Origin of the sequence: Kribbella sp. NPDC049174 (assembly GCF_043197365.1) — a bacterium.
Taxonomy (GTDB): Bacteria; Actinomycetota; Actinomycetes; order Propionibacteriales; family Kribbellaceae; genus Kribbella.
Map to the genome: position 1 here is coordinate 2186672 of NZ_JBICSZ010000001.1, position 26819 is coordinate 2213490.

The window sequence follows — 26819 nt, forward strand, 5'->3', positions numbered from 1 at the left end:
TCCTCCGCTGGACCAGCCCGCGGTTGCGCGGGGGACTTCGTACTTCTTACCGACGGACGTGCGAGACACTGTAGTGGTGGGTGAGGTCATCGGATGACACAGACAGACGATTCCACTGTGGTTGAAATGATTGCGGACCTGGCGCCGATCTGGTTGCCGGGCTGCGTCGTGGACGCCGCGGAGCGGACGGTCGAGGTCGGCTGGGGACGCGGCGCACTGCAGATGTCCGCGGTGGTGGGAGTCGGCGAGATCGTCGATCGTTGCCTTCAGCTACCACAGCAGCGCTGGCCGGAGCAGATCGAGGCGTGGCTTCGGGCCGTCGTCGCCGAGGGTGAGCTCGCCACCGAGGAACACCGGTACGGCGACGTCGCCGAGCGCCAGCGCGCGTTGCTCGTGCAGCGCGGCTGGTCGGCGCGAACCGCCGGCCCGGTCGCCGACGCCCTGCTGCCGTTCGGTGACCACTTCGAGGTGGTCGTGTTCATCCGCACCGGCGACGAGTTCCGGCGGCTGACCGTCGTACGGCGTTCGATGCTCGGACTCGGCGACCCCGGCGTACCGTCACCGGTGCGGCTCAGCCTGGAGGAGATCGCGGACCTGGTGCCACAGGACCACGGTGCGTTCTCGGTCCTCACCCGCGATGGCAACCCGTTGGTGTCGATGGCGATCGTCGACCGGGAGAATTTGTTGCCGCAGGCATCCATAGGCGCGGGCGTGCTGATCGGCGTACCCCGGTTGAGCACCGTCGCCTACTGCCCCGCCGACGCCGGCCAGGCCCGCGCCGACGCACTCGCCCGCTGGGTCGCCGACAGCTACCGCAGCGCACCGGACCAGTGCTCGCCCGACCTCTACTGGCTCCAGGGCGACCAGATGGTCCAGGTCCCGGTCACGCTGGCGACCCCGCCGACCGCCGTACTCCCAGCCGCCCTCAAACCCCAACCCCGCCGCACCTGGCTACGCCACCTCTTCGGCCGCTAGCCGGCTACTTGGAGGGTGACGGACTGACCGGGCCGGAGGTGGTCTGGGTCGGCGTCGGCTGCTCCTTCTCCTCCTTCGCCTGCGCCGACTTGAAGTAGGAGACCCCGGCACAGCCCGCACATGCCACCGCACCGATCATCACGCTGGCGAGCACCTTCCCCGTCTGCTCGTTCAACGTGTTCTTGGCCCGCTCGGCCCCGAACAACCAGGCCTCCCGCAACCGCCGCCGCCGAACCGCCACCGACTCGATGACCTGCGTCCCGTAGTTCCCGGACACTCAGGCCTCCCGATCCAGCGCGTCCAGGGTCGCGGCATCGATCGGCAACGGCTCCAGCGCGGCCCGGTCGGTCACCGACCGGAGCTGGACCGAAATGAAGCCGAGGTCGAGCTCCCCTGGGCCGCGCGCATAACCGCCACCGCGGTCGAACAGCTCGAGGATCGGCTCGTAGGGATCGTCCAGCTGCGGGAACCGTTGCCGAGGCAGGTCGCCGAGTGCCGCCCAGCGCACGATCGCCACGGCGAGGTCCGTCGGAACCGGGAACAGGTCCGTCGACGACTCGTCCAGCTCGAGCCTGGCCAGCAGCGCCGGGTCGACGGCGACGTCCGGATCCACGCCGCCCGCCAGGTCGCTGGACGGCCAGCCCCGCTCCGCTCCGACGGCCAGCGCCCACTGCGCCGTACGCCGAAGGAACTCCAGGGCCAGCCGGGCGCGCGACTCCTCATGCGCGAGCGCGGCGCCCTTGTCCCACTTCACCGCGAGCAGGCGCTCGACCATCCGCTCGGCGGCGGTCATGTCGGTCACCATCCCTTTTGCTCCTTGATTGCCTGAACGATCGCATCCAGGGTCGCCTTCGACAAATCCTTCGGCCGGAACGGCTCCGGGAACGGCCGGGTCAGCCCGTAGCTCTCCCAGAGATCCAGGAGGTCGACTTCCTCCCCGCCTCGCGTCGACAACGGCGCCAGCTCGTGCGGGCCCGGATTCTTCCGGCGCCGGTACGTCCCCTGCGAGTCCCACATGTCCGGGTCGGCCAGCTTGTACGGAACGCCCAGCTCGAGCAACTTGGCTTCCACGTACTCGTGCGCGACCAGGGATCGCATCTGGTTCATCTCCATGCCGTTCAGGCGCCCTGCCGTCGCCTTCCGCCACAGCTTGGCCATCTCCGGCAGCGACTGGAAGTTGCCGTGCCGGATGTCACCGGGGCCGATCGCCACGTCGTGCTTGTTCACGAACATGTTCCGCTTCGCCACGTCGACCACCTCCTCCAACTCGGCCAGTGTCGCCGGGTCGTCGTCGTGCAGGTCGAGTGAGTCGGCGATCTTCGGCACGTCGTCGGGCGTGTTCCGGATGTCGCGGTACCCCTGGTCCAGGTCCGGATCGTTCTCGACGAACTCGTCCAGGTCCGGCATCCGAACGGGGTACTTCGAGTTCGCCCCGGTCCCCATCCGGATCACCTCACCCGGCCCCGGCGTGCCCGAGGGCTCACCCGGACCGTGTGCATCCGCCGTGCCAGGCGGGTCCGCTGATCCGTACGGGTCCGCTGATCCGTACGGATCCGATTGGCCGTACGACGGTTGCTCGCCGTGCGGTTGAGCCGGAGGCTGCCCGCCGTACTGGTCAGGCTGCTCCCCCGGCGTGTGCCGCGCGTTCGGGCCGTACTCCTGCGGGTTGTACGCCGGACGGTTCGGCTGCCCGAACGGCTGCTGCCCCGGGAAGTTCCCCGGCTGCTGCGGCGGTCCGTAGGGATCGGGCTGACGCGGCGGCGCGTACGGATCCGGCTGCCCCGGCCCATACGGCGACTGCTCCGGATACCGCCCCGGCTGCCCGGGCTGATGCGGCTGCCCAGGCTGGTTCGGATACGGCTGACCAGGCTGATGCGGCGGCCCGTACGGATCCGGCTGACGCGGCGGCGCATACGGATCCGGCTGCCCCGGCCCATACGGCGACTGCTCCGGATACCGCCCCGGCTGCCCAGGCTGATGCGGCTGCCCGGGCTGGTTCGGGTACGGGTGGTGCCCAGGCTGCTGGTTCGGGTACCCCGGCTGGTTCGGGTACCCCGGCTGGTTCGGCTGCTCCGGATAGCGCCCCGGCTGGTGCGGCTGCCCCGGCTGCTCGGGATACCGCCCCGGCTGGTGCGGCTGCCCCGGCTGGTCCGGATACCGCCCAGGCTGACCCGGCTGGTCCGGATACCGCCCAGGCTGACCCGGCTGCTCCGGATAGCGGGCAGGCTGGTTCGGCTGCTCCGGGTATCGCCCAGGTTGGTGCGGCTGACCGGGCTGATGTGGCTGCTGCCCAGGATGCGGCTGCTGACCCGGCTGGTACGGGTGCGGCTGCTGTCCCGGGTGGTGCCCAGGCTGACCCGGCTGATGCGGGTACGGCTGCCCTGGCTGGTGCGGGTAGCCCGGCTGGTTCGGCTGTCCCGGCCCAAACGGGTCCTGCCCAGGATGCGGCTGCTGGCCCGGGTGGTGACCCGGCTGCTGACCGGGGTGATAACCGGGCTGCTGGCCAGGCGGGCCGAACTGCCCTTCTGGCTGATGACCGGCCGGACCACCCTGCCCCGGCGCCTGATGCCCCGCCGGACCGAACTGACCTTCCGGCTGCTGCCCGGGGTGGTGCCCAGGCTGCTCTCCGGTCGGGCCGAACTGCCCCTCCGGCTGCTGGCCTGGTTGGTGCCCAGGCTGGTAGCCAGGCTGCTGCGGCTGCTGCCCCGGGTGGTATCCGGGCTGCTGGCCCGTGGGGCCGAACTGGCCCGGAGGCTGCTGGCCGGGGTGGTACGGCTGCTGGGGGGTGTGCGGCGGCCGGCCCGGCTGGAGGTAGCCGGGAGGCGGCTCGTACGACGGGGCGTCAGGCTGACCGGGGCCGTACTGCTGATGCGGCTGCCCGGGCCCGAACGGCTGCTGTGGCGGCTGGTTGGACTGGAGATAGCCCGGAGGCGGATCGTACGACACCGGCTCCGGCCGACGGCCCGGGGTGGGAGGCATCTGGTTCGACGCCGGGTTGTGCGGACTCCACGCCGGCTGCTGCGTGCGCGCCTGCGCCTGCTGCCTCCAGTGGTCCCTCGCGGGGTCCGGAGCCGGCGCCACTTCGTCCATGGCAGGCCAGCCGCCCGGCGGCTCAGGCTCGGGTCCGCCGTGGTCGCGGACGTGAACGTGCCACGTCTTCGTCTCCCGATCGAACTCCAGCCTCGTCGGGTAGAAGGTGGTGTGCGGCGGGTGGATGACTTCGTCGACACCGAGGCTCTTGTCACGCAGGAACGACATGTCCTTGCCGTGCCGCGCGTCGATGTGCATCACGACTCTGGCGGGGGCGTAGTCCCCACCACTGAAGATCTTCGCGCCGTCCGGATCCTTGTCCGAGTGCGTGAACGCCGGCTCCCGGGTGGAGCCGCCCGGCTGGTACTTGTTCAGGAACGCCTGGAGGTCCTCCACCGTGTCGAAGGTGATGCCGCGGTGGATATCGCCGACGAAGTCGGGCAGCTTGTTCATCGCCGAGGTCGCCATCCGGACCAGCGGCAGTTGCTCGACCCTCGTGTCGCCCGCGCGGAAGGCCCGGTTGATGTCCTGGTGGGGCATCCCGAGCATCTCTTCCATGGCGTTCAGCTCGAGGTCCGACAGGTCGTCGATGCGATCAGGGAGCTGCTCCTGACCGCGCCTGCGGTGCTCTGCCATCTTGCCCGCGTCGATCGATCGCAGGCTCGACCGGTACGCCGCCTCGTCCGCCGGCGACGCCCGGAACCCACGATCGGCCAACTCAGACCGAGCAAACGGCCCATCCGGCTCCCCGCGCGAAGGCGCCGAACCATACCCATCCGGAGCATGCCCGTCCGGCACCTGCGTCTCCGGCGTACGGGAATCGGGGGCGTTCTTCTCGGGCGTGCGCGACTCCGGACCAGGTGACTCCGGCGTACGCGAATCAGGCGCACCTGTCTCCGGCGTACGCGAATCCGGGGCGTTCGTCTCCGGCGCACGAGACTCCGGCGCGTTCGTCTCCGGCGTCCGCGAGTCCGGCGCGTTCGTCTCCGGCGTCCGCGAGTCCGGCGCGTTCGTCTCCGGCGCACGCGACTCCGGCCCGCCGGTCTCGGGCGTGCGGGACTCCGGGGCACCCGTCTCTGGCGTACGCGAATCAGGCGTGCGCGACTCCGGGCCGCCCGTCTCCGGCGTACGCGAGTCAGGCGTGCGCGACTCCGGGCCGCCAGTCTCCGGGGTGCGGGTGGGAGTGTCTGGCGGGTTCAGGCGGTCGGCGATGGATGGAGTGGCTGCGTCCGGGGTGTTCGGGGTCGGGGTGTGGGTTCCGGGGGTGTTGACGTCCGGGGTGTGGGTGCCGAGCGGGGTTTGCGGGCGGAGGTACTGGAGTTGCGAGGCCGGTGGGGTGTTGGGGGTGCGCGGAGGGCCCTCCCACCTGCCGCCGGGCTGGCGTACGGCGAACTGGATCGACGTGATGTCGCCCGGGTACGGGTTCCTCGGGTGCGGGCCCTGATGGCCGGGCGGGAACGCATCGGAGATCCGGCCGCCGGGCGGCTGCGCGTCCAGGAACTTGACCCGCCCCGACGCGTCGACGAATGCGTTCAGGACGTGCCCACCGCCCGGGATCCCGGGCATCGGGGACCGCCAGGTGACGAAGATGTTCGCGTGCGTGCCCGGCGGACGGCCGGACAGCGCGTCGAACACCCTCCGGTAGGCGGCGTTGGTGAAGTCGGCCGGATTGGCGTTCCAGTCCTGCACCGCCATCCTGTTGTTCGGCGGGAAGTCCTCCAGGTCCATCCACTCGAGGGTGGCTTCCGGGTTCTCGCCGTTGCCGAACCTCCGCCCGGCGGCCAGATCCGGCGTGCCGCCGTTCAGGATGTCCGCGGCCCTGCGCGAGACGTCCGCACAGTTCATCTGGAACTGCCGGCTCACGCCGTGGTCCGGGTTGATGTTGCCGACCCAGCGCTCCGGGTTCTCGTGCGGCGGGCGACCGACCGAGTCGCGCAGGTCGCCCCGGCGGGGGTCCGCCGGGTGCGGCTCGATGTACTGGTTCGGGTCGATCTGCGACCGAGGCTTGCCCGGTTCCGGACGCAGGTAGTCCGGCCTCATCCGGTCGATCTCGATCTGACGCGCGAGCGGGCTGTCGTACCTCGGATCGTTGCCACCGTCGAACGGCCTGCTCGGGTTGTGCGGCGGCTGTGCCGGCGGCCGGTGTGCCGGACCGAACGGGGACTGCGGCGCCGGACCGAACGGCCGCGCCGGCTCCTGATACGGCCTGGGCTGCCGCGGGGCGTTCGGGGTGTTGGGCGTGTTCGGGGTGTTCGGGGTGTTCGGGGTGTTCGGGGTGTTCGGGGTGTTGGGCGTGTTCGGGGTGTTGGGCGTGTTCGGGGTGCTGGCATGCCCGGGTACGCCGGGGTGCATCGGCATGACCGGGGTGACGGCCGGGTCCACGTTCCGAGCCGCCACCGGGTCCGGGGTGTGCGGAGTGCCAGGCGCGTTCGTCTCCGGCGTCCGTGTCGAGCCCGGCGTGTGCGTCCCGGGGGTGTTCGTCTCCGGCGTCCGCGTGGAACCCGGCGTGTGCGTCCCGGGGGTGTTCGTCTCCGGCGTCCGCGTGGACCCTGGGGTGTTCGTCCCGGGGGTGTTCGTCTCCGGCGTCCGCGTGGAGCCCGGCGTGTGCGTCCCGGGCGTGTTGGTCTCCGGCGTCCGGGTGCTGCCTGGGGTCGACGTTTCCGGTGTGCGAGTTGTCTCGGGCGTGTGCGTGGACTCAGGCGACCGCGAGGTCTCCGGGGTCGACGTTTCCGGTGTGCGAGTTGTCTCGGGCGTGTGCGAGGTCTCCGGCGTCCGCGTGGACTCGGGCGTCCGCGAGGACTCCGGCGTGTGCGTCGTCGAGTCCGGGGTCCGCGATGTCTCCGGCGTCCGCGACGAGTCCGGGGTCCGGGAGGTGTTCGGCGTGGTCGAGTCGGGGGTGCGCGTACCAGGCGATGTGCTCGAGTCCGGTGTACGCGTACCAGGCGATGTGCTCGAGTCCGGCGTGCGCGTTCCAGGCGCCGTCGTGGTGTCGGGGGCCCGGTTGGTTGGCGTCGTCGTACCTGGGGTCGACGTGCCCGGTGTCGTGGTGCCCGGTGTCGTGGTGCCCGGTGTCGCCGTCCCCGGTGTCGTCGTGCCCGGTGTTGTCGTCACCGGCGTCGTCGTGCTCGGGTCCGCATGAGAGACCGCGGGCGTGGACGGGGAGTCGGCGCCCGGGGTGCGGGTCGTGTCGACCGAGGGTGTGTCCACCGACGAGGTGTCGACTGTCGGCGTGTCCACCGACGAGGTGTCGATCGTTGGCGTGTCCACTGACGAGGTGTCGACGGACGTGCTGCCCGACGGGGTGTCGACCGAGGTGTGTCCGGGGGTGTCGACGTCCGGCAGGTCCACCGTCACGTCGGCCGGCGTGACGCCCTGCATCTTGAAGGTGTCGCCGACGATCGGGATCTTCGACAGACCGTTGACCACGTCGCTGACCTTCGGGATCTTGCTCACGGCACCGAGGGCGATGTCGTGCAGGCCGACCCGCGCCCCCTGCAACTTCGCGGCCACGCCGGCGACTCTCGCCACCGCCGTACTCGCGGCGCCGAACTTGCCGGCCAGCGCCGCGGTCTTGACCGCACCGGCCGAGCCACCCGACGCGACCGTGGCGACGATGTTGGTGAGCGCCATCCCGAAGGCCTTGCCCGGGTTCTCCGACCATTCGTCCCAGGCGACGAAGCCCTTCAGCATGCCCTCGCCCATGTCGAGGCCCATCTGGGACCAGTCCTTGAGCCATTGGGGCCGCTCCACGCCGAAGAGTTCTTCGGCGCCCCAGGCAACGAGTTGGCTCGGAAGGGTCGCGATCTGTCCCACGAAGACGCCCAGGCCCACCCAGGCGTTACCGGCGTCCTCCCAGGTCGGGACATCCCAGTTGAACCAGTCCTTCATGGTGTCGGAGAAGCCGGGGATCATGTCCAGCAGCGGCAGTACCGGCACCAGCGTCAGGATGCTCTCGACTGTCTCGCCGATGACCGTGACCACGCCGAGCAGCATGTTCGGCACGAACTCGAGGGTGTCCTGCCACCAAGGCTTGTCCCGCTCCTCCTCGGTCCCCCACGCCGGTGCCTCCGGCTCCGCGTCCTCGTCCGGCGGTGGCGGCGGCTCCTCGCCCTCGCGGACGCCGGTCTCCGGGTCCCAGGTCTTCCCGCCGTGCAGCTTGACGATCTCGTTGGCGGCGGTGAAGCAGAGCTCCGGGATCTCCTCGGTCATGATCCGGCTGACGTCTTTGACCATGCGGTTGTTGTCGTCGATCATGTCCTGATCGTTTTGCCACTCCGGGTTGCCGTCCTTGCGGCGATGCCACTCGTAGGCCTCCTCCCGGATGTCTTCCAGGGTGCCCAGCCGGCTGCGCACCTCGTCGGCGAGCGTCTCCAGGTGCCCCGACATCTTCGGCAGACTCGGACCGAACTCGGTGAGGTTGTCCTGGATCTTCTTCGTCGAGCCCACCAGCAGCTCCCGCTCGGGCGCGTGGTAGACCGCGTTCAGGCCCTGGAACGTGTTGTGGACGCCGTCGCCCACATCGCTGAACTTCTCCCCGAGGCCGCTCAGCGACGACACGTTGTCGTCGAGCGCGGTGACGACCTTCTTCACTTCCGTGATCGGGATGCCTTCGGGTTTGATCATCAGTTCAGTCCTCGGTCACACGCTGGGTCGACGATTACATCTGGTACGGCGAAGCAGTACGGCGCGTGTGGTCACGGCACGCGTCGTACAACGAGTTGGGTGGCAGGTGGCCGCCGTCACGGCTGCGACCGGGCCGCCACCATCGCTTCCTCGAGCGTCTGCTCACTCGGCGCGAACGAGCTGATGCCGTGCTCGGCCACGAGGAACATCAGGTTGGCGTACCCAGGCGGAACGAACAGGAGGAACTCCTCCACCTGGTGCGCCGACCAGTCCGCCAGCTCCTCGGGCGTCGCGCCCAGCTCGGGCGTCGGCGCCTCGGCGGTCAGCCACTCGGCCAACCGCACCCGCCCCGCGTCGGCAATCTCCGCCGGTACCTGCACCGGATCCTGATCGGTCATACCGCGATGTTCTCCCCTGTCGGCTTGGACTCGTCCGGCGTACCCGGCGGGTCCGGGATCACCCCGTCCGACGCGTTCTGCTGCGCGTTCAGGGCCATCTCCTCCTGCCCGTCCATATAGGCCGTGACGGCGTCGTGGGCACCGGTCAACGAGGCGCCGACCTGAGTCGCGGCAGCCTCCAGAATCGGCGCCCAATGCTCGGAGTACTCACCGACGGCCACCGCGACGATCGTGAAGATGTCGTAGTCCAGGCCCGTCATGATGGCCTTCAGGTTGTCGCCGTACGTCGTCACCAAACCGTCGAACGGCTCCACCTCGGTCACCGTGTCGGTGAGGACCTTGTTGACGCCCTCGATGTCGATGTCCCAGTCCACTGTCACCCCTCAGGTCGATCCGGCCCTGTCCACCACGGACCACGAAACGGCCTGGACGTACCCGTCAGCGGGTGGCGTCCAGGACCGTGCGGCTGTCTGTGCGGCCGGTCAGCCGCCGATGCCGTCCACGGCGGCCGAGGCCTTCTTCAACGTCGCGGCGGCGGTCGCGTCGTTCTGCGCCAGCGTCTCCTTCAGCGACTGGATGATCGCCAGGGTCTGGTCGGCCGCCTTGTTGAAGCGGTCCTCGACGCCACGGTAGTTCTCGGTCACGCCGCTGGCCGAGGCATCCGACAGGGCCGCCGTCACGTTCTGCTTGTGGGTGGCGATCAGGCTCGAGATCTGGCCGGCGAGGCTGTTGATCGTCGACTGGACCTCGCCCGAGGCGGCGGTGTCGTAGCTGTTGCGGTTTGCCATCGTCGGTTCCTCTCTCAGCGCTTGCCGAATTTGGCGGCGTTGAAGTCGGCCGCACCCTGGTTCTTCTTCGCCGTGTCGGCCATCTCGGTGTCACCACCGCGGAAGGCCGTGTCCATGCCGGACTGGCCCTCGTTGATCGCTGCGAGCCCGGCGTTCAGGTCGGCGGCGATACCGTCCACGTTGGCCTTGAACCCGTCGAACATCGCCTTGCCGGCGCCGCTCATCTTGCCTTCCAGCGGTTGCGCCGCGGCGACCAGTTGCTTCACCAGACCGCCGAGGTCCTGCGTCCCCGTCCCGGTCTTCTTGGCCAGTTGGCTCAGGGTGTCCTGGCCCATGTCCCAACGTCCGGTCACTGTCTCTCCTTCGAGGTATGGTCACGCCGCAGCGCCACGATAGTCGCCGCACCGGGTCAACCACGGTGGCCCCGACGCCTGCCCGGACGTTTCGACCAGGATCGAAAGGCGCCGGTGACGGACCGGCGGAACCCACCCGCGAGGTTGTTGCCTGAGTCAACTATCGATGCGTGCGCAGGCAACGACAACGCGCTGCCGGACCGGGCGGATGCCGGACCGGGAGCGCTCAGGTGCTGGTCGCTGAGGACAGGAGCGGATCAGCTGGCCGCGCGTTTGCGGGCCGCCGGCGCTTTCTTGGCCGGCGCCTTCTTCGCTGCGGTCTTCGTCACAGCTGTCTTCGTGACAGCCGACTTCGCGACAGCCGTCTTCGCGGCCGCGGTCTTCCGGGCCGGAGCCTTCTTCGCCGGGGCCTTCTTGACGGCTGCCTTCGCGGCAGCGGCCTGCTGCTTCGCGCTCGGCTTGGCGGCGCGGCCGGCCAGGATCTCGGCCAGGAACTCACCGGTGTACGACGCCGGGTTGGTCGCGACCTCCTCCGGCGTACCCTCGGCGACCAGCGTGCCACCGCGACGGCCGCCGTCCGGACCGAGGTCGATGATCCAGTCGGCGGTCTTGATCACGTCGAGGTTGTGCTCGATCACCAGCACCGAGTTGCCCTTGTCCACCAGGCCGCCCAGCACGCCGAGCAGCTTGCGGATGTCCTCGAAGTGCAGACCGGTGGTCGGCTCGTCCAGCACGTACACCGTCCGGCCGGTCGACCGCTTCTGCAGCTCCGACGCCAGCTTCACGCGCTGGGCCTCACCACCGGACAGTGTCGGCGCGGGCTGGCCCAGCCGGACGTAGCCCAGGCCCACCTCGGTCAGCGTCGTCAGGTGCCGCGAGATCGCCGGGATGGCGGCGAAGAACTCCGAGGCCTCCTCGATCGGCATGTCCAGGATGTCCGCGACCGTCTTGCCCTTGTAGTGGACCTCGAGCGTCTCCCGGTTGTACCGGGCGCCGTGGCACACCTCGCACGGGACGTAGACATCCGGCAGGAAGTTCATCTCGATCTTCAGCGTGCCGTCACCCGAGCAGGCCTCGCACCGGCCGCCCTTGACGTTGAACGAGAACCGGCCCTGCTGGTACCCGCGGACCTTCGCCTCCGGGGTCTCCGCGAACAGCTTGCGGACGTGGTCCCACACCCCGGTGTAGGTGGCCGGGTTCGACCGGGGGGTCCGGCCGATCGGCGACTGGTCGACGTGGATGACCTTGTCGACCAGCTCCATCCCGGAGATCTTCGTGTGCCGGCCGGGCACCGTCCGAGCGCCGTAGATCTGCCGGGCGAGCGAGGTGTAGAGGATGTCGTTGACCAGCGTCGACTTGCCCGAGCCGGACACCCCGGTGACGGCGACGAACACCCCGAGCGGGATGGTCACGTCGATGTCCTTGAGGTTGTTCTGCCGGGCGCCGTAGACGGTCAGCTCGCGGCCCTCGGTGAGCGGCCGCCGGATCGCCGGGATCGGGATCTCCCGGCGGCCGGACACGTACGCGCCGGTGATCGAGTCCGGGTGGTTCTTCAGGTCCTCGACGGTGCCGGAGACGACCACCTGGCCGCCGTGCTCACCCGCGCCCGGGCCGATGTCGACGACCCAGTCGGCGTGGTCGATGGTGTCCTCGTCGTGCTCGACCACGATCAGCGTGTTGCCGAGGTCCTTCAGCCGGACCAGCGTCTCGATCAGCCGCCGGTTGTCCCGCTGGTGCAGCCCGATCGACGGCTCGTCGAGCACGTACAGGACGCCGACCAGCCCCGAGCCGATCTGGGTCGCGAGCCGGATCCGCTGCGCCTCGCCACCGGACAGCGAACCCGCCGGCCGGCTCAGCGCCAGGTAGTCCAGGCCGACGTCGAGCAGGAACCGCAGCCGCTCGCCGATCTCCTTGACCACTCGCTCCGCGATCTGCTTCTCCCGCGGCGACAGGTCCATCTGGACCAGGAACTCGTGCACCTCGTCGATCGACATCGCGCTGATCTCGGCGATGTTCTTCCCGCCCAGCGTGACCGCGAGCGAGATCGGCTTCAGCCGCGCGCCGTTGCAGGCCAGGCACGGCACCTCGCGCATGTACTCCTCGAAGCGCTCCCGGCTGGTGTCGCTCGACGCCTCCGCGTGCCGCCGCTCGACGTACGGGATCACCCCCTCGAAGGTGGTGTAGTACGACCGCTCGCGGCCGTAGCGGTTCTTGTACGAGACGTGGACCTGCCGGTCGTGCCCGGTGAGCAGCGACTTCTTCGCCTTCGCCGGCAGCTCGCCGAACGGCGTGGTGGTCTTGATCTTCAGGTCGTTGGCCAGCGCCGCCAGCAGCCGCTCGAAGTACTGCGTGACGTTCGCGCCCGACCACGGCTGGATCGCACCCTCCTCCAGCGACTTGGACGGGTCCGGGACCAGAAGCTCCGGGTCGACCTCCATCCGCGTGCCGAGACCGGTGCACACCGGGCAGGCGCCGTACGGCGAGTTGAACGAGAACGACCGCGGCTCCAGCTCGTCGATGGCGAGCGGGTGGTCGTTCGGGCAGGCGAGCTTCTCGGAGAACCGGCGCTCGCGGTGCGGGTCGTCCTCGGGCAGGTCGACGAAGTCCAGCACGACGAGTCCACTGGCCAGGCCGAGCGCGGTCTCGATCGAGTCGGTCAGCCGCTGCTTCGCGGAGCGCTTCACCGCGAGCCGGTCGACCACGACCTCGATGGTGTGCTTCTTCTGCTTGTCCAGCTTCGGCGGCTCGAGCAGCTGGACAGTCTCGCCGTCCACCCGGGCCCGGGACAGACCCTGACCGCTCAGCTGGCGGAACAGGTCGACGTACTCCCCCTTGCGGCCGCGGACGACCGGAGCGAGCACCTGGAACCGGGTGCCCTCCTCCAGCTCGAGCACCCGGTCGACGATCTGCTGCGGGGTCTGCCGCGCGATCGGCTCACCGCACTCCGGGCAATGCGGGCGGCCGGCCCGGGCGAACAGCAGGCGGAGGTAGTCGTAGACCTCGGTGATCGTGCCGACGGTCGAGCGCGGGTTGCGGGAGGTGGACTTCTGGTCGATCGAGACAGCCGGTGACAGACCCTCGATGAAGTCGACGTCCGGTTTGTCCATCTGGCCGAGGAACTGACGCGCGTACGCCGACAGGGACTCGACGTACCGGCGTTGGCCCTCGGCGAAGATCGTGTCGAACGCCAGACTGGACTTGCCGGACCCGGACAGGCCGGTGAAGACGATCATGGCGTCCCGCGGCAGGTCGACCGAGACGTCCTTCAGGTTGTGCTCACGCGCTCCGCGCACGATCAGACGGTCAGACACAAGCTCACTCTCAGCCGTTCTCGAGGGGTTCCATGGCATGCCCGGTCATGCTAACGAGGCCCACCGACAAAAACTTCCGCCGCCGGATCGGGGACCCCGATCGAGCAGGCTTCGAAAGTATATTCGATCGAGGAGAGTGGTTCTGGCAAACTCGGCCCGACAAGACCGTACTGATGCCACGCCTCCGGCGCGGCGGGTCACGGGCCCTGACTCCCGGCCTTCCCTCGTCGCTCCAGTCGCTACGCTCCCTCTGCTCCTCAGTCCAGACCGGGGGCCCGTGACCGCGCGACCGGATTGATGCAAGGATCGGCGGTGTTACCGACTTCCCCGGGAGGGCGCATGCCGGAGTACCACGGAAACGTCAAGGTCGGCGGTCCCGTGCAGACCCACGAGCTGGCCGAGCTGATGATCACCAAGGTCGCGGTCGGGCCGATGGACAACAACGCCTATCTGCTCCGCTGCCGCCGAACCGACGAGCAGGTGCTGATCGACGCGGCCAACGACGCGCAGACGCTGCTCAGGCTGATCGGCGACGGCGGGCTCGAGCGGGTCGTCACGACCCACCGGCACCAGGACCACTGGGAGGCGCTCGCCGAGGTGGTGGCCCGGACCAGCGCGACCACGGTCGCCGGCCGGTACGACGCCGAGGGCATCGGCGTACCCACCGACGAGCTCGTCGACGAGGGCGCCGGCATCCCGGTGGGCCAGTGCACACTCAGGGTCATCCACCTGGTCGGCCACACCCCGGGCTCGATCGCGCTGCTGTACGACGACCCGGCCGGCGCACCCCACCTGTTCACCGGCGACTCGCTGTTCCCGGGTGGCGTCGGCAACACCCAGGGCGACGCGGAGCGGTTCACGTCACTGATCAACGACGTCGAGGCCAAGCTGTTCAACGAGCTCCCGGACGAGACCTGGGTCTACCCCGGCCACGGCTCGGACACCACCCTCGGCAAGGAGCGCCCGAACGTCCCGGAGTGGCGAGCCCGCGGCTGGTAGAACGCGGTCCGGTCAGAGATGGGCGTCAGCGGGTCAGGTGGACGATGGCGTAGCGCCAGGTGCCGTCCGGGGTGCGCCGTACGACGTTGACGGCCGAGCGACTGATGATCAGGGCGGTCCCCCGCAACTGGAGGACCGTCCTCGGATCGGCGACGTACCTGAGCTGGTGATCCCAGAGTTCGTCCATCAGGCGCTCGATCTCGGCCCGGCCGCGGGCGGGGCCGGGCCACCCGGCCGGGTGCAGCATCGCCTCCGGTTCGAAGAGCTGCGCGAGCGCCTCGTGATCGTGCAGGACGAACGCGTCCTCGAGCATCGACTCGAGCTCCTCCGGCGCCATCACGACGCCTAGAAGATCAGCTGGTGACGCTCGGCGATCGGCATGGTCGCCGCGAAGTCGAGCTCGCACCCGTACTGCGCGGCCAGCGCAGGCAGCGTCTCCTCGTCGTACTCCCCGCCCGGCTCGGCGAGCTTGCGGAACAGCTCCTCGAGGCCGCCGGGTGCGATGATCGCGAGCACACGGAGCTGCGTGTCACCAGCGTTCCAGTACGTGTGCCACTGGTGTCGTGGCATGTAGACGAGCGTGCCGGCGTCAGCGAAAACCTCCTCGTCGCCCAGCAGCACCCCCATCCGTCCTTCGAGCACGAAGTTGTACTCGTCCTCCCGGCTGTGCCGGTGCACGGGCGCGGCCAGCACACGGGCGTCGATGACCTGTTCCACGAGTGAGAACCCGCCACCCGAGGCCGCGCTGTCGATCAGGTACCGGTCGGCCCGGATCCCTGTCATGTCCTTCGTCGTCTGGCCGTCGGACGGCCCTACCACCTGTATTTGTGTCATGGCTCGACGCTACGAGCGAGATCTCCGGCCGGCCATTCCAGAAATGTGGTATCTGCAAACCGGCCACCCCGCCGTACCTTGAGTGGTGTGAGCGGGTACGCGAAGGAGCGTGCGAGCGACCGGATCGCGACTCTGACGCGACAGGGGCTCGACCTCGTCACGCTCTGGCGGGAGTCGTCGGAGATCCTCCGCGATGCGGTCCCCTACTACCAGGCGCCGTGCTGGTACACGCTGGATCCCGCTTCTCTGCTGGTGACCAGTCACTTCAACGAGGGCATGCCGGAGCTGCCGCAGGAATGGCTCGCCCAGGAGTACTACGGGGACGACGTCAACAATCTCGCCGATGTCGCGCGCTCGACGCGAGGCATCTCGACCCTGCACGAGGCCACCGGCGGCAACCCGGCGAGCAGTCCGCGCTGGCACGAGAACATGACGATGGGTGGCGACCAGGAGTTGATCGCGTGCCTGCGCACCAGGTCAGGTGAGGTCTGGGGAGCACTCGGCCTCTACCGGGAATCAGGGCAACCTCTCTTCGGCGACGAGGACCAGGCGTTCCTGCGGACCATCGCGCCCGTCCTCGCGGCCGGCGCGCGCAACTCGCTGCTCCTCGGTGCGGCCACCGATCCGGAGGGTTCCGACGCCCCGGGCCTGATCGTTGTCACCGGCAACTGGGAGATCGAGTCGGCGACACCCGGCGTCGAGCAATGGCTGCGCGACCTGCCCGATGGTGCCTGGGAAACGGGCCGGCTGCCGTCGGCCGTCCTCGCCGTCGCCGGCCAGGCTCTGCGTACGGCGACCTACCCGGACGCCGGCGAAGTGGCCGTATCCCGGGTGATGTCGCGGTCGGGTCGCTGGGTAGTGCTGCACGGCACCTCACTGGTCTCGTCGAGTTCCCGCCGGGTCGCGGTCATCGTCGAGCCGGCTCATCCCGGCCGCATCGCGCCGCTGCTCATGTCGGCGTACGGGCTGACCGAACGCGAGCAGGAAATCACCCGACTGGTCCTGCAGGGGAACTCCACGACCGACATCGCCGAGCAACTCGTCGTCTCCACGCACACCGTGCAGCAACACCTGAAGAGCGTCTTCGACAAGACTGGCGTCCGCAGCCGGCGCGACCTGGTCGCCAAGATCTTCTTCGCCCACTACGAGCCCCGCGTCCGCGACAACGAACGCCGCGCGATCGACGGGCAGCCCCTCCGCGGCGGCCCGCTAGAGACGTGACCGCCGCGCCGCTTCGATCTGTGCGCTGATGGTCGCGGCGCCGACAGAGGCCGCAAGCTCCGCCGCCTCGTCGGCCAAGGCGCCCACGTCGTCGCCGTCGGCCAGATAGATCAGGCCGACCAGGTTGGCGGCGACTCCCGCGGTGAAGCCGAGGGTACGGCGAATCGCCGTCGACTCCTCCAGGAGCGCCCGGGCCTGGTCCAGGTTGCCCGCGGAATGAGCGGCCACGCCCAGGTGACGGAGGGCATAGGACAGGGTGAGATCGTCGCCGGTCTTGGTGGCGAGCTCACGCGATAGAGTCAGCGCCGAGACCGCGGGCTCGGTGTCATCGCGGACGACCTGGTGGAAGCAGCCGATCCAGAAGAACGCCAACGCCTGACCACGCTCGTCGTCGACGGAGTTGTACAGCGCCAGCGCCCGCTCGAACAGCTCCAGCTCACGCGGATCCTCCACCCGGTTCTCCAGGAACCGCCCGTGCAGCACCTTCCCCCGAGCGAGCACCAGGTCGGCTTCGGCCGCGTCCAGCTCCCGATCGGCCGTGGCAAGGCCAGCGGCGTCCCCGTTGAAGATCGCGCGCTCGTACAACTCCCCCGCCCACCGCACTCGTTCGTCCACCCGGCCGATCCTAAGCTGATCCGGGTGAGCGGATTCGCGGACTATCAGCCGGACGTCGAGCGGCAGCCGGCCGACGCCGCGATCACGGTCCGGCCGGCACAACTCGCGGATCTCGAAGCCTGCGCGCGGCTGATCGCGCCGCGGACCGGTGGGTCGATCGAAGCCCGCACGCACCGGTTGATGGCCGACCTCCGTGAGCCGGACCGGTACGCCGCGGTCGCCTGCGCGGACGACGAGGTGATCGGGTACGGCGGCGTGATCCACCACGAGGTCTCCCCCGACGATCCACCGGAGGTGGCGCCGACCGGGTACTACCTCGTCGGTCTGATCGTCGCACCGGACTGGCGCCGACACGGGATCGGCGAGCTACTCACGGTCGACCGGATGCGCTGGACGGCCGAGCGGGCCGATGCCGTCTACTACTTCGCCAACCTCGCCAACGGCGCAACCCTCGACCTCCACCAGAGCCTTGGCTTCACCGAGGTCACCCGCGACTTCACCTTTCCCGGCGACCCGCTGCAACCCGGCACCGGCGTACTGCTCCGAGCGGGCCTGACTACCGGTCGGTGAGCTCGGCAGGGAGAGCCACCACGTCCACCAGGGCGCCGTTGCGGATGGCGGTGATCTCGGTCCGGCGGCTGATCGCGTCTTCGAACAGCAGCCGCTGCAGCGACTGCGCATCGCGGAGAGGTGCGCCGTCGACGGCGAGGACGAGATCACCTTGGCGGAGGCCGGCCTGGGCGGCGGGACTCCCGGCGATCACCTCGACGACGCGCAGCGCGGTGCGCTGCTCGAAGCGTTCGGCGAGTTGTGGCCGCAGCGGTGCCGGCGTGGTGACCAGCCCGAGGTAGGCACGTCGTACCCGGCCGTCGTGGAGCAGCGAGTCGATGATCCGGCGGGTGGTCTGGTTCATCGGGACCGCCAGGCCGAGGCCGATCCCGGCCACTGCGGTGTTGATGCCGATCACCCGGCCGTTGCCATCGGCAAGCGCTCCGCCGGAGTTGCCCGGGTTCAGCGCCGCGTCGGTCTGGATCACATCCTCGATCATCCGGGTCACGTTCGGCGTCCGCACCGGCAGCGACCGGCCGAGCGCGCTGATCACGCCGGCGGTCACGCTCCCGGCCAGTCCCAGCGGGTTGCCGACCGCAACCACCAGGTTCCCGACCTTCAACTGGTCCGCATCCCCGTACTCCGGCGGATCCGGGATGTCCCGGTCGGAGCGCAGTACGGCGAGATCGGACAGCCGGTCGACGCCGACGACGCGTGCCTGGGCCGCCGTACCGTCCGCGAACTCCGCCGTCGCCTGCTCGCCGCCGCCGACCACGTGCGCGTTCGTCAGCAGGTGGCCGTCCGCGGTCAGCACCACCGCCGACCCGGACGAGTCACCGCGCCGGCTCGCGATCCGCAGGCTGGCCACCCGCGGGATCAAATGCTCCGCCACACCCGAGACCACTCGGGAGTAGGCGTCGAGTACGTCGTCGCCAGCAGTCTCTTCAGCCATCTCCGCCTCCCGATTACAGCATTACACCGCAAGCAAGTCGCCGTCAGCAGGTGAGGCGGACCACAAAACTGACCGATCGGTTGAAAACTGGCCGATCGGTCAGGACCATGGCTGACATGGCAGTCACCACCCCCGTCCGGGAGCGGACCAGGCACGAGATCGTGCGGCAGGCGATGAGCCTGTTCCAGGCCAAGGGCTACAACGCGACGTCACTGCAGGACATCGCCACCGCGGCCGGCTGCTCGAAGGCGACGGTGCTCTACCACTTCAACGGCAAACCTGCGGTGCTGGCCGCCGTCCTCGAGCCGGCCGCAGCCGACCTCGCCGCCCTGATGAGGACTGTCGACGGACTGCCCCGGGCCGTCGCGCAGGAGATCGCGATCCAGCAGTTCACCGACCTCGCCGTCGTGCACCGCGGCGTCATCGACGTCATCCAGGACGTCATCCCGGTGATCGAGGACATGCCGGAGATTGCCGGGCTGGTCGCCGACGGCATGCAGCTGACGCGGTACATGGCCGGCTCCGACGACCCACTCGAGCACGACCTGGCCCGGTTCGCCGTCAACGGCCTGCTCGGCGAGTGCCGGCATCCGGGCGGACGCACCGACGACGAGCTCCGACGACTCTGCGACATCGCCCTCCGGCGATTGCTCAGACGCCCCTGACCTCAACCGCCCTCATGACATCCGCCCTCATGACAACCGTCTGATCACCACTGCCTGATCACCACCGCCTGATCCAGCTGTCTGATCCAGCTACCTGATCCAGCTGCCTGGTGCCCGCGGGCGCCCGGCCTCCCCTGCACACGAACGGACGCATCTCCCGATGGCCAATCTGCTGTACCGGCTCGGCCGGTTCTCCTACCAGCGCCGGCGCCTCGTCGCCGCCGTCTGGGCGGTCTTCCTCGTCCTGCTGGGCGTCGGCGCGCTGACCCTCGGCGGCAAGACGACGAACACCTTCTCGATCCCGGGCACCGAGTCGCAGCGCGCGCTCGACGCCTTGAAGACCGAGCTGCCCGCGGCGAGCGGCGCCTCCGCGACCGTGGTGGTGAAGGCACCCGAAGGCAAGACCCTCGCCGACCCGGCCGTCAAGGCCGCCGTCGGTACGACGGTCGCGAAGGTGGCGACGGTCCCTGCGGTGATCGCGGCGATCGACCCCTTCACCAGCAAGGCGATCAGCCCGGACGGCAGCACCGGCCTGATCAGCGTCCAGTTCGACAAGCCCGCCGACGAGCTCACGAAGGACAGCACCGAGGCGTACGACGGTCTCAGCGGACTCAGCTCCGGGGACCTTCAGGTGGTCCCGGGCGGCCAGATCGTCGGCGGCGTACCGGAGGTCGGGGCGACCGAGGTGATCGGTGTCGCGGTCGCGGCCGTCGTACTGATCGTCACCTTCGGTTCCCTGGTCGCGGCCGGGATGACGTTGCTCACCGCGTTGCTCGGCGTACTCGCGGGAATGGCCGGGCTCTTCCTGGTTACCGCGTTCGCCGATGTGTCGTCGACCGCGCCGATCCTGGCCTTGATGCTGGGGTTGGCCGTCGGGATCGACTACTCGTTGTTCATCAGTTCGCGGCACCGGACCCAGCTCGCTGAGGGCATGGATGAGGCGGAGTCGGTCGGCCGGGCCACCGCGACGGCGGGCTCGGCGGTGTTGTTCGCGGGTGCGACTGTCGTGATCGCGCTGGCGGGGCTCAGTGTGGTCGGGGTTCCGTTCCTGACCGCGATGGGCTTGGCGGCCGCGGCGACCGTGCTCACCGCCGTACTTGTCGCACTGACGCTGCTGCCGGCGTTGCTCGGGTTCGTCGGCCAGCGGATCCTCCCGCGCAAGGTCCGGAAGGCTCCGGCGGCCGCGCCGGCTGAAGGGTTCGGGTTCCGCTGGGGCCGGTTCACCACCCGGTTCCGCGTCCCGATCGTTGCCCTCGGCATTATCGGGCTCGGCCTGCTGTCGATTCCGGTCAAGGACATGCAGCTCGCGTTGCCGGATGGCGCGTCGGCGGCGGCCGGGACCAATCAGCGAGTGGCTTATGACCTGACCGCGGCCGCTTTCGGTCCGGGTGCCAACGGCCCGCTGGTCGTCGTTGTGAAGAGCAACGACCCGGCGACTTCCGGTGCACTGGTCGAGCAGGTGCTGGCCAAGACCCAAGGGCTGAAGGATGTCGTGGCTGCGCAGCCCGGCCCGGCGAGTGCGGACGGCGCGACGCGGCTGCTGCAGGTGATCCCGGCCAGTGGTCCGGCCACGGAGGAGACCGCGGACCTGGTGAAGAACCTGCGTGCCGCCGTACAACCGCTCGCGACTGGTGACGCGACGATCTCGGTGACTGGTAACACTGCCGTCGGGGTCGATGTGTCCAACAAGCTGTCCGACGCGTTGCCGACGTACCTGTTCGTCGTCATCGGGCTTTCGTTCCTGTTGTTGCTGCTGGCGTTCCGGTCGTTGCTCGTACCGCTGAAGGCGACACTCGGGTTCGTGCTGACCATCGGAGCGACGTTCGGGATCACGGTCGCGGTGTTCCAGCAGGGCTGGGGTGCGGAACTGCTCGGGGTGGACTCACCCGGGCCGCTGGTCAGCTTCCTGCCGATCATCATGATGGGCGTGCTGTTCGGGCTGGCGATGGACTACGAGGTGTTCATCGTGTCCCGGGTCCGGGAGGAGTTCGTGCACGGCAAGCACGCGACCGAGGCGACCGTCGAGGGTATCGGCCACGGTGCCCGGGTGGTGACCGCGGCGGCCCTCATCATGGCCTCGGTGTTCGCCGGCTTCATCATGGTGCACGACCCGATCATCAAGGCCATCGGCTTCGGCCTGACCATCGGCGTCCTGATCGACGCCTTCGTCGTCCGGATGACGCTCGTCCCCGCCGTCCTCAGCCTCCTCGGCGACCGCGCCTGGTGGTTCCCGAAGTGGCTCGACCGCATCACCCCCAAGGTAGACATCGAAGGCGAAACCCTCCGAGTCCCCACCGCCCCCGACCGCAAAGAACTCATCACCGTCGACTAAGACAGCAAGAGGGGCACCGGCTGTGCGCCGATGCCCGTCACCGCAGCAGACTAGACGCATCGCCCACCCGGTAGAGCGCGTAGCTCGCCGCCGAGATCGCAACCCGGCCAGCGAGGACAGAGCTGGGGATGACATAGATGCTGCCGTCGCCGAGAACGATGAAGAACAGGTCGATCAACTCGGGGTCGTAGGGCATCTTGCCGGCGGACTTGTCGAGCACGTAGGGGCGGCGTCCGACACCGACATGCCAATACCCCTTTGCGTTGCGGGATGCACAGGACTTCACCTGTACACGTTGAACGCCCTTGGACGTTGTCACCAGCAGGTCGTATTCCTGAGGCTCAATCGGCAAGGCAACCGCACATCCGTGCAAGGTGAACCAGGCCATCGCCAGCGCCGACGCCGCCGTTCGCAGCGTCTCCAGCCGGAATGCTCGCTGAAGACGTCTTCCGCTGTCGCCGAACCATTCAGCTGCTTGAGATGTGTGCAATCCAGGCCGAGCCGGATCGCATGTCCCTTGACCCGCACCCGGTTCTCACCGTTGTCGATGACACCGAGGCCAGCAAGCACGTCCGCCCAACAGCTCGACGCGGGCACGGCTTCACGCAGCAGCTGATCAGACCAGCGACGCTGCCCGGTGAAGTGCGAGGTGTCCAGTTCGAGACGGGCTGCATGCCGCTTCACCGTCCGGATGACGCCCGCGGACGTCCCTTTCAGTCCCAGCGCGCGGGCAACAGCACGCCAAGACGGGCAGCGCTGCACGGCCTGGCGCAATTGGTCGTCGTTCCAAGTTCGTCGATCCCCCGTGGTCGTCATAGGGACAAACGTAGAGAGGGGCACCGACAGAATCGGTGCCCCTCATGAGGTCGGGCTGCCGAGATTTGAACTCGGGATCTCCGGTCCCCCAGACCGGCGCCTTACCCGGCTAGGCCACAGCCCGCTGCTCGTCTCCGAAGAGCCGAACGGGGTAAACCTTACCTCATCCGAATCAGTGCTCTGACCAGGGTCCGGTTAGCGTTTCTTGTTCTTTTGGCGGGGGCGGATCTGGACGTGGACGGGGCTGCCGACGAAGCCGAAGTCCTCGCGGAGGCGGCGTTCGATGAAGCGCTGGTACGACGGCTCGATCTGGCCGGAGGTGAAGATCGCGAACGTCGGCGGCATCGTGGTCGCCTGGGTGCCGAACAGGATCTTCGGCTGCTTGCCGGACCGGACCGGGTGCGGGTGCGCCGCCACCAGCCGGCCGAGGAACGCGTTCAGCTGGCCGGTCGGGACGCGGGTCTGCCAGCCCTCCAGCGCCGCCTCGATGGCCGGCACCAGCTTCTCCATGTGGCGGCCGGTCAGGGCGCTGATGTTCACCCGCGGTGCCCAGCGGAACTGGACCAGGTCGCGGTCGATCTCGCGCTCCAGGTAGTAACGCCGGTCCTCGTCGACCAGGTCCCATTTGTTGTACGCGATCACCAGCGCCTTGCCGGCCTCCTCGACCGCGTTCATGATCCGCAGGTCCTGCTCCGACATCGTCTCGGAGGAGTCGATCACGACCACGACGACCTCGGCCCGCTCGATCGCCGCGTTGGTCCGCAGCGAGGCGTAGTACTCGTGGCCCTGGGCGTTCTTCACCTTCCGGCGGATACCGGCCGTGTCGATGAACCGCCACTCCTTGCCGCCGAGCGTGATCAGCTCGTCCACCGGGTCGACCGTCGTACCGGCGACGTCGCTGACGACGACGCGGTCCTCCTTGGCCACCTTGTTCAGCAGTGAGGACTTGCCCACGTTCGGTTTGCCGACGATCGCGACCCGGCGCGGTCCGCCGGTCTCGGCGTCGCGCTCCGGCGGCGCCTCGGGCAGCGCGGCCAGGACGGCGTCCAGCATGTCGCCGGTACCGCGGCCGTGCATCGCCGAGACCGGGAACGGCTCGCCGATGCCGAGGCTCCACAGGTTCATCGCCTCGGACTCGACCCGCTGGTCGTCGACCTTGTTCGCGGCCAGGACGACGGGCTTGCCGGACTTCCGCAGCACCCGGACCACGGCCTCGTCCGCGTCGGTGATGCCGACCGTGGCGTCGACCACGAACAGCACCGCGTCGGCGGCGTTGATCGCGACCTCGGCCTGGGCGGCGACCAGCGCGGCCATCCCGACCGCGTCCGGGTCCCACCCGCCGGTGTCGACGACCGTGAAGCCCCGGCCGGCCCAGTTGGCGTCGTACGAGACCCGGTCCCGGGTGACGCCCGGGGTGTCCTCGACGACGGCCTCGCGGCGGCCGATGATGCGGTTCACGAGCGTGGATTTGCCCACATTCGGACGGCCGACGATCGCGAGCACCGGCAGCGGACCGCTGTCTTCACGGTCGTGCGTGGGCTCGGCGAAGTCGTAGCCGGTGGGCAGGTCACTCATCAGGATCCTTCTTGTCTGGCACACCCGGGAGCGGGTGGCCGGTCGCTTCGACGGCCGCCCTGACATGGGCGCGCAGCACGTCGCCGATCTGGTCGGCAACCGCCCGTACGTCGGAATGCCTCCTGGGAAAGGGTACGCGGTCGATCGTGAAGGGCTCGCCATAGACCACGTCCACCCGGCTCCCGGCCGGTGGAAAACCCTCCACGTCACCGTGCGGCAGCCTGGTCCCGAGCAGCGCGACCGGCAAAATCGGCGCCCCTGTCACCATGGCCAGGTACGCCACCCCGGTCCGGATCCGGCGGAAATCGCCCGCGCCGCGGGTCCCCTCCGGGTAGATGTTCAGCACCCGGCCGTCCCGCAGCACCTTGATGGACTGCCGGACCGCGAGGACGTCGTACGTCGACCGATCGACCGGGATCTGGCCGAACATCCGCAGCAGCCGGCCCTGCAGACCGCCGAAAGCCTCGATCTTGCCGAGCTGATGCAGCATCCGGGGCGCGATCGCACCCAGCAGCGGCCCGTCGAGCAGACTCAGGTGATTCGGGCTCATCAGCACCGGACCGGTCCGCGGGAACCGGTCCTCATGGTGGATGGTCAGTCTGTACTTGCGACGGAAGTACGGCCTGGCAACCGTGCGGGCCGGCAGCGCGAGCCGGTAGGGCAACGAGGCCAGGTCGTCGGTGCGGGGCAACTCCAGGTGCCCGGTCAGCTCCGCGGTCATGGGGCCTCCCGGCCTGGACTGAGGAGCGGAAGGAGCGCAGCGACTGGAGTGACGAGGGAAGGCCGGGAGTCAAAGCCCCATGACCGCGCCGGCGCCGAAGGCCCGGCCAAAAGTACAGTCATGACTCCCGGTCGCCGGTGACTCTGGGGGCGGCCTCGGCCTCCTTCGCGAGTCTGCTGATCACGTCGATGACCTCCTCCAAGGACAGATGCGTCGAGTCGACGGTGACCGCGCCGTCCGAGGCCACCAGGAACTGCGAGACGGTGGCGTCGTCGGCGTCCCGGCGGACGATCTGGTCGCGCAACTGCTCGGCCGTCACCGCCCCCGCCGTGAGCTCGGCGCCGCGCCGGGCCAGCCGGGCGTCCTGGTCGGCGGTCAGGTGCACCTTCAGCTCCGCGTCGGTCGCGACCACGGTGGCGATGTCGCGGCCCTCGACCACGATCCCGCCGGTCGGCTGGGCGTCGTCGATGATCTCGCGCTGCCGCCGGATCAGCTCCTTGCGGACGTCCAGGTTGGTGGCGATCTTGCTGACGCTCTCGCTGATCCGCGGCTCCCGGATCGCCGTCGTCACGTCGACGCCGTCGGCGATCACGAACTGCTTCCCGGGGTCCGTGCTGACCTCCAGCCGCAGCTCGCGGGACCGCTGAGCCACTGCTGCCGTGTCGTCCAGGTCGAGGCCGTGGTCGAGCGCCGACCACGTCACCGCGCGGTACGTCGCACCGGTGTCGAGATAGCGGAGCCCCAGCCTGGTGGCGACGCCTCGGGCCGTGCTCGACTTACCCGAGCCGCTCGGCCCGTCCACAGCGATGATCATGCCCTGAGGTTACCTGTGGCCGGGGACAATCCGCCGATCAGGACCGGCCGCAGGTGACTCCTGTACGGCGACTAGCTGGCTATAGGTCGAGTCAAGTTCTGGTGATGGCTGCGGGGTATTGTTCCGCCGCGGTGTGGGTGGATGTTGTGGGGTGTGTCGTGCCGCGGGTGGGGTTCGTGGGGTCGGTGTCCGAGCGCCCATGCTGACGTATGCGACCTGACGTTTGGGTGTTGGTCATCTGGCGTCGTGCGGGCTGCTGTGATGGGCGAAGGACCGGGCGCCAAGCTAGTAGCGGCGTGACGCTTGGTGCGTTCGCCATAGCGGTTGCGGCGTCTGTTCCGGTCCTTCGTCACGACCAGCGTCGCACCCACCGGCCGGAGTTGTGAAGGTGTGAGCGGGGCCTCTTTCCCGTTGTAGGTAAGGGGGCTGTTCCTCGCTGCTGGAGTGTGTGCCGGTGCTCGTGGCTGTCAAGGTCGTTCGTCCTCGCTGCGCTGCGGGCGCTCCACCTTGACCGCTTCCTCGGCACCGGCGGGGGGCAGCTATCGAGGAAACAGCCGGGTTGTGGTCAGGCGCCGGCTGGTCGGGTCCAGCGACTCGGGTCGTAGGCGGCCTGGTCGCGGACCAGAGCGAACGCGATCCGGTTCGCGCGGTGTGCCAGTGCGCAGGCGATGATCCCGCCGCGTTTCCCGCGGGCCTTGAGCCCGGCGGCGTAGGCCTTGGCGGCCGGGTCGCATTGCCACAGCCCGATGCCGAGGTCGATCAGGGCGCGGCGGAGCTCGACGCTGCCCTCGCGGCTGATCGAGCCGTCGCGGCGTTTCCCGGCCGACTCGTACTGCGTCGGCGACAGGCCGGCCGCCCGGCAGATCTGGCGAGGACCGGGCCAGCGGGCCGGATCTCCGACCCCGGCGCCATACCCGCTGGCTCGCACCACGCCCCAGCCCGGCACCGTGGTCAGCGGCTGGAACGGGCTCAGCGGCAACAGCCGGGCCAGCTCGGCCTCCGCCGCCGCGACCTGCGCGTCGAGATCGGCCAGCAGCGCCAGGTCCGCGGCCAGCACCTGCCGGGCCACCGCGGCATCGACGGTCGCCAGCGCATCGCGGGCAGCCGCCACCAGCCGGTCGGCCAGTGGCCGACGGACCTGCAGGCCGCGACCGGCAGCGAACCGGATGAACCGGGTCACGCCCAGCGCTGCGAGCCGGGCCGGGTCAGTGAACTCGGCCGCGACCAGCCGCCCGACCTTCGTGCCCA

At 69.4% G+C, this 26819-nt stretch carries 24 protein-coding genes and 1 tRNA gene; 6 read left to right on the plus strand and 19 right to left on the minus strand.

Annotated features, from left to right (window positions below):
* Nucleotides 1-126: 126 nt before the first annotated feature.
* Nucleotides 127-975, plus strand: a complete 849-nt coding sequence (locus tag ACGFIF_RS10295) for a hypothetical protein (protein ID WP_393153549.1) — start codon at nucleotides 127-129, stop codon at nucleotides 973-975.
* Nucleotides 976-979: 4 nt separating this feature from the next.
* Here ACGFIF_RS10295 and ACGFIF_RS10300 read toward each other — a convergent pair whose 3' ends face one another.
* The 8 genes from ACGFIF_RS10300 to uvrA all read right to left on the minus strand — a co-directional run bounded on the left by ACGFIF_RS10300 (nucleotide 980) and on the right by uvrA (nucleotide 13478).
* Nucleotides 980-1252, minus strand: a complete 273-nt coding sequence (locus ACGFIF_RS10300) for a hypothetical protein (protein WP_393153551.1) — start codon at nucleotides 1250-1252, stop codon at nucleotides 980-982.
* Complete coding sequence (locus tag ACGFIF_RS10305; protein ID WP_393153553.1) at nucleotides 1253-1780, minus strand: hypothetical protein; 528 nt, start codon at nucleotides 1778-1780, stop codon at nucleotides 1253-1255.
* Nucleotides 1774-8628 carry a toxin glutamine deamidase domain-containing protein gene (locus ACGFIF_RS10310; protein WP_393153555.1) on the minus strand — a complete coding sequence of 2285 codons (6855 nt, stop codon included), beginning with the start codon at nucleotides 8626-8628 and terminating at the stop codon, nucleotides 1774-1776. Before ACGFIF_RS10310 ends, ACGFIF_RS10305 begins: the two co-directional genes overlap by 7 nt.
* Nucleotides 8629-8744: 116 nt before the next feature.
* Nucleotides 8745-9026 carry a hypothetical protein gene (locus tag ACGFIF_RS10315; protein WP_393153557.1) on the minus strand — a complete coding sequence of 94 codons (282 nt, stop codon included), beginning with the start codon at nucleotides 9024-9026 and terminating at the stop codon, nucleotides 8745-8747.
* Nucleotides 9023-9400 carry a DUF6507 family protein gene (locus ACGFIF_RS10320; protein WP_393153559.1) on the minus strand — a complete coding sequence of 126 codons (378 nt, stop codon included), beginning with the start codon at nucleotides 9398-9400 and terminating at the stop codon, nucleotides 9023-9025. Before ACGFIF_RS10320 ends, ACGFIF_RS10315 begins: the two co-directional genes overlap by 4 nt.
* Nucleotides 9401-9508: 108 nt before the next feature.
* Entirely contained in the window at nucleotides 9509-9814 is a 306-nt protein-coding gene (locus tag ACGFIF_RS10325) for a pore-forming ESAT-6 family protein (protein WP_393153561.1), read from the minus strand.
* Nucleotides 9815-9828: 14 nt separating this feature from the next.
* Nucleotides 9829-10167 (minus strand): hypothetical protein, encoded by a 339-nt coding sequence (locus ACGFIF_RS10330; RefSeq protein ID WP_393153563.1) that lies wholly within the window; start codon nucleotides 10165-10167, stop codon nucleotides 9829-9831.
* 257 nt (nucleotides 10168-10424) lie between these two features.
* A complete protein-coding gene (gene uvrA, locus ACGFIF_RS10335) occupies nucleotides 10425-13478 on the minus strand; it encodes an excinuclease ABC subunit UvrA (protein WP_393153565.1) in 3054 nt (1017 codons plus the stop codon).
* A gap of 339 nt (nucleotides 13479-13817) precedes the next feature.
* Between uvrA and ACGFIF_RS10340 the strand changes: the two genes are divergently transcribed.
* Nucleotides 13818-14477, plus strand: coding sequence for an MBL fold metallo-hydrolase (locus ACGFIF_RS10340; RefSeq protein WP_393153567.1), 660 nt, complete (start codon nucleotides 13818-13820; stop codon nucleotides 14475-14477).
* Between the two features lie 25 nt (nucleotides 14478-14502).
* On the opposite strand, the gene ACGFIF_RS10345 is transcribed toward ACGFIF_RS10340, so the two are convergent.
* The gene (locus ACGFIF_RS10345; protein WP_393153569.1) at nucleotides 14503-14814 is read right to left on the minus strand and encodes a YybH family protein; all 312 of its coding nucleotides are present in this window, start codon (nucleotides 14812-14814) and stop codon (nucleotides 14503-14505) included.
* 8 nt (nucleotides 14815-14822) lie between these two features.
* Complete coding sequence (locus ACGFIF_RS10350) at nucleotides 14823-15311, minus strand: cupin domain-containing protein (RefSeq protein ID WP_393153571.1); 489 nt, start codon at nucleotides 15309-15311, stop codon at nucleotides 14823-14825.
* A gap of 87 nt (nucleotides 15312-15398) precedes the next feature.
* Here ACGFIF_RS10350 and ACGFIF_RS10355 point away from each other — a divergent pair, with 87 nt between their 5' ends.
* Nucleotides 15399-16532: a LuxR C-terminal-related transcriptional regulator gene (locus ACGFIF_RS10355; RefSeq protein WP_393153573.1), complete on the plus strand. Its 1134-nt coding sequence runs from the start codon at nucleotides 15399-15401 to the stop codon at nucleotides 16530-16532.
* Here ACGFIF_RS10355 and ACGFIF_RS10360 read toward each other — a convergent pair.
* Nucleotides 16521-17147, minus strand: a complete 627-nt coding sequence (locus tag ACGFIF_RS10360) for a tetratricopeptide repeat protein (RefSeq protein WP_393153575.1) — start codon at nucleotides 17145-17147, stop codon at nucleotides 16521-16523. The genes ACGFIF_RS10355 and ACGFIF_RS10360 overlap by 12 nt on opposite strands.
* A gap of 24 nt (nucleotides 17148-17171) precedes the next feature.
* Between ACGFIF_RS10360 and ACGFIF_RS10365 the strand changes: the two genes are divergently transcribed.
* Nucleotides 17172-17717: a GNAT family N-acetyltransferase gene (locus ACGFIF_RS10365; protein ID WP_393153577.1), complete on the plus strand. Its 546-nt coding sequence runs from the start codon at nucleotides 17172-17174 to the stop codon at nucleotides 17715-17717.
* Here ACGFIF_RS10365 and ACGFIF_RS10370 read toward each other — a convergent pair.
* A complete protein-coding gene (locus tag ACGFIF_RS10370) occupies nucleotides 17704-18648 on the minus strand; it encodes a S1C family serine protease (protein WP_393153579.1) in 945 nt (314 codons plus the stop codon). The two genes, ACGFIF_RS10365 and ACGFIF_RS10370, sit on opposite strands and share 14 nt — an antisense overlap.
* A 116-nt stretch (nucleotides 18649-18764) precedes the next feature.
* Here ACGFIF_RS10370 and ACGFIF_RS10375 point away from each other — a divergent pair, with 116 nt between their 5' ends.
* The gene (locus tag ACGFIF_RS10375; protein ID WP_393153581.1) at nucleotides 18765-19313 is read left to right on the plus strand and encodes a TetR/AcrR family transcriptional regulator; all 549 of its coding nucleotides are present in this window, start codon (nucleotides 18765-18767) and stop codon (nucleotides 19311-19313) included.
* 160 nt (nucleotides 19314-19473) lie between these two features.
* A complete protein-coding gene (locus ACGFIF_RS10380) occupies nucleotides 19474-21645 on the plus strand; it encodes an MMPL family transporter (protein ID WP_393153583.1) in 2172 nt (723 codons plus the stop codon).
* Between the two features lie 37 nt (nucleotides 21646-21682).
* On the opposite strand, the gene ACGFIF_RS10385 is transcribed toward ACGFIF_RS10380, so the two are convergent.
* From ACGFIF_RS10385 to ACGFIF_RS10415, 7 genes are all read right to left on the minus strand, one after another.
* The gene (locus tag ACGFIF_RS10385) at nucleotides 21683-22033 is read right to left on the minus strand and encodes a group I intron-associated PD-(D/E)XK endonuclease (protein ID WP_393153585.1); all 351 of its coding nucleotides are present in this window, start codon (nucleotides 22031-22033) and stop codon (nucleotides 21683-21685) included.
* Nucleotides 21961-22461 (minus strand): hypothetical protein, encoded by a 501-nt coding sequence (locus ACGFIF_RS10390; protein ID WP_393153697.1) that lies wholly within the window; start codon nucleotides 22459-22461, stop codon nucleotides 21961-21963. Before ACGFIF_RS10390 ends, ACGFIF_RS10385 begins: the two co-directional genes overlap by 73 nt.
* A 50-nt stretch (nucleotides 22462-22511) precedes the next feature.
* Nucleotides 22512-22585 (minus strand) — tRNA-Pro (locus ACGFIF_RS10395).
* 71 nt (nucleotides 22586-22656) lie between these two features.
* Nucleotides 22657-24036 carry a ribosome biogenesis GTPase Der gene (gene der, locus ACGFIF_RS10400; protein ID WP_393153587.1) on the minus strand — a complete coding sequence of 460 codons (1380 nt, stop codon included), beginning with the start codon at nucleotides 24034-24036 and terminating at the stop codon, nucleotides 22657-22659.
* Entirely contained in the window at nucleotides 24029-24757 is a 729-nt protein-coding gene (locus tag ACGFIF_RS10405) for a lysophospholipid acyltransferase family protein (protein WP_393153589.1), read from the minus strand. Before ACGFIF_RS10405 ends, der begins: the two co-directional genes overlap by 8 nt.
* A 118-nt stretch (nucleotides 24758-24875) precedes the next feature.
* Complete coding sequence (gene cmk, locus ACGFIF_RS10410; protein ID WP_393153591.1) at nucleotides 24876-25571, minus strand: (d)CMP kinase; 696 nt, start codon at nucleotides 25569-25571, stop codon at nucleotides 24876-24878.
* Nucleotides 25572-26136: 565 nt separating this feature from the next.
* On the minus strand, nucleotides 26137-26819 hold a 683-nt coding region (locus ACGFIF_RS10415), incomplete at its 5' end, for a transposase (RefSeq protein WP_393153593.1).

Bases quoted from the DNA above. Each gene is read 5' to 3' on its own strand.
- ACGFIF_RS10405 (WP_393153589.1), bottom strand. From the start codon at position 24,757: ATGACCGCGGAGCTGACCGGGCACCTGGAGTTGCCCCGCACCGACGAC.
- der (WP_393153587.1), bottom strand. From the start codon at position 24,036: ATGAGTGACCTGCCCACCGGCTACGACTTCGCCGAGCCCACGCACGAC.
- ACGFIF_RS10380 (WP_393153583.1), top strand. From the start codon at position 19,474: ATGGCCAATCTGCTGTACCGGCTCGGCCGGTTCTCCTACCAGCGCCGG.
- ACGFIF_RS10375 (WP_393153581.1), top strand. From the start codon at position 18,765: ATGGCAGTCACCACCCCCGTCCGGGAGCGGACCAGGCACGAGATCGTG.
- ACGFIF_RS10310 (WP_393153555.1), bottom strand. From the start codon at position 8,628: ATGATCAAACCCGAAGGCATCCCGATCACGGAAGTGAAGAAGGTCGTC.
- ACGFIF_RS10340 (WP_393153567.1), top strand. From the start codon at position 13,818: ATGCCGGAGTACCACGGAAACGTCAAGGTCGGCGGTCCCGTGCAGACC.
- ACGFIF_RS10385 (WP_393153585.1), bottom strand. From the start codon at position 22,033: ATGGCCTGGTTCACCTTGCACGGATGTGCGGTTGCCTTGCCGATTGAG.
- ACGFIF_RS10390 (WP_393153697.1), bottom strand. From the start codon at position 22,461: ATGACGACCACGGGGGATCGACGAACTTGGAACGACGACCAATTGCGC.
- ACGFIF_RS10350 (WP_393153571.1), bottom strand. From the start codon at position 15,311: ATGACACAAATACAGGTGGTAGGGCCGTCCGACGGCCAGACGACGAAG.
- ACGFIF_RS10305 (WP_393153553.1), bottom strand. From the start codon at position 1,780: ATGGTGACCGACATGACCGCCGCCGAGCGGATGGTCGAGCGCCTGCTC.
- cmk (WP_393153591.1), bottom strand. From the start codon at position 25,571: ATGATCATCGCTGTGGACGGGCCGAGCGGCTCGGGTAAGTCGAGCACG.
- ACGFIF_RS10315 (WP_393153557.1), bottom strand. From the start codon at position 9,026: ATGACCGATCAGGATCCGGTGCAGGTACCGGCGGAGATTGCCGACGCG.
- ACGFIF_RS10370 (WP_393153579.1), bottom strand. From the start codon at position 18,648: ATGGCTGAAGAGACTGCTGGCGACGACGTACTCGACGCCTACTCCCGA.
- ACGFIF_RS10345 (WP_393153569.1), bottom strand. From the start codon at position 14,814: ATGGCGCCGGAGGAGCTCGAGTCGATGCTCGAGGACGCGTTCGTCCTG.
- ACGFIF_RS10325 (WP_393153561.1), bottom strand. From the start codon at position 9,814: ATGGCAAACCGCAACAGCTACGACACCGCCGCCTCGGGCGAGGTCCAG.
- ACGFIF_RS10295 (WP_393153549.1), top strand. From the start codon at position 127: ATGATTGCGGACCTGGCGCCGATCTGGTTGCCGGGCTGCGTCGTGGAC.